Source organism: uncultured Maribacter sp. (assembly GCF_947496775.1).
In the GTDB taxonomy this organism is placed as follows: Bacteria; Bacteroidota; Bacteroidia; order Flavobacteriales; family Flavobacteriaceae; genus Maribacter_B.
On sequence record NZ_CANMDU010000036.1, the window covers coordinates 1 to 1,663 of the forward strand.

Annotated in this window: 2 protein-coding genes; both read right to left on the reverse strand. The window is 31.6% G+C overall.

Translation table 11 applies throughout. The features are described from left to right. Positions 1-273: 273 nt before the first annotated feature. Positions 274-735 (reverse strand): hypothetical protein, encoded by a 462-nt coding sequence (locus tag Q0856_RS17930; protein ID WP_298507201.1) that lies wholly within the window; start codon positions 733-735, stop codon positions 274-276. A gap of 219 nt (positions 736-954) precedes the next feature. Continuing rightward, complete coding sequence (locus Q0856_RS17935; protein ID WP_298507203.1) at positions 955-1,578, reverse strand: hypothetical protein; 624 nt, start codon at positions 1,576-1,578, stop codon at positions 955-957. Between the last annotated feature and the right edge of the window lie 85 nt (positions 1,579-1,663).

The window sequence follows — 1,663 nt, forward strand, 5'->3', positions numbered from 1 at the left end:
AAGTCTTGCGAGCTGCAAACCCCAAAACACAGAAAAGTAACTAAGTATGTTAGAAATTTCATGAAATGTTTTACAACGGTTTCGGCTATGATTAGTGCGGGAATAAAAGTATGCTTTTGTTTCCGTTTAAGCGATTAGCCGAAGCTTTTTGTTTGTTTTTAATTTTTTATTTTAAAAGCCAAATCCAAAAGATTTGGCGTTGTTAGCTGCTATTCCAGCTTTATATATTAAACGACTAAACCCGTATTAATTATAGCCATTGTTGTAAGCAGGTTATTTTTTCAACCATATTTTTACAGATGGTTCTGTTAAAGGTATTTCCATATAAAAAATGTCATCTTTTATCCAATATTGTAGTTCAAGAATATCTTTCTCATTCAAGAAATTATTTTCGGACGTAAGAATTAAATTTTTTTCAACATCAATTTTATAATCAAGCTCAAGCTTCATGACAATTAAATTCTGAATGTACTTACCATTTTCAGAAAAAGTATGAGTTTGTTTGAAGTAGATTTGATTTGCTGTTTTTTTGAGTTGATTTATTTTCAAAGAATCGTTTTCGATATATTTTAATTCTTCATACAAAGAAATTGAGTCAGTTTCAACATTCATGTAAAATTCACCGTTGTCAATTGCAAAAGGTTTCCAATTGCCATGAATCCGATTGTCTTGGGAAAAAATATTTGCGGAAATAAATACTATTAAAGCAAAGGATAAATTATATTTTAATTTCATTTTTAGTTTCAACTTGTTTACAACGGTTCGGCTAAGCGTAGTGCGGAGGCAAGGAAACTTTTCGTTTCCGTCTGCGCACGAAGCTAAAGCTTATTGTTTTGCTTTATTTTTTTATTTGTCTAAAGCTAAATCCCAAAGATTTAACGACATTATAAATATACACAGACCTTTCCATTTTGCCCTAAAGTCCGCATTACGTTTAGGCATTGTTGTGCATAGTTATTTAGTCCGTTCAATATATTTTTTTTCAGTTTCCTTTTCAGTCAGTTTTCCGCTTTTATCAAACGTCTTGATTACTGTTTTTCTTTTCTTATTCTTGTAAATCTGGTATTCTTCAAAATCTCCGTTTTCATCATAATAATCTATTCGTTGATAATTGAGCGTAAGATTTTCATAAAAGTATTGAGCCCGTAACACTCCATCTTCCCGATATTCTTTTATTTCAATCGGTTTTCCATTTGAGTATGTTCCTTCTGTCCGTTTACTACCATTTTCATAAAAATCCGTTTCTTTTCCATCACAAACCTTTTCACAATTCAAATATGTCCAGCGTCTTGAATGTAATTCACTTCCACCGGCGAAAAGAATTTTTGGGATTCTTATGGTATCATTCTTTGTCTTTATCGAAGTCGAATATTGAAGAGTCCAATCGTCATATTTTTTAAATACGGTTAGATAGTCATAATTCAATTCCTTCATTTTCAAAACCTCATACTCCGGTTTTATAATCTTGTTAGAACATTCATCGTAAAAAACTAAATTCAGATTTTCTTTTCCGCTGTTTTGGCTAAAACACGAGAAGTTTACGGTTAAGAGAAAAATTGATTTTAGTACTATCTTCATAATTATGCACAACGCCCGAGCTAAAGTTAGTGCGGAGAGCAAGGAAGCTTTTGCTTCCGTCTTAGCACTAAGACAAAGCTTTTTG

What these genes read in the sequence shown, in the direction of transcription:
- Q0856_RS17930 (WP_298507201.1), bottom strand. Translation starts at nt 735, where the DNA reads ATGAAATTAAAATATAATTTATCCTTTGCTTTAATAGTATTTATTTCC.
- Q0856_RS17935 (WP_298507203.1), bottom strand. Translation starts at nt 1,578, where the DNA reads ATGAAGATAGTACTAAAATCAATTTTTCTCTTAACCGTAAACTTCTCG.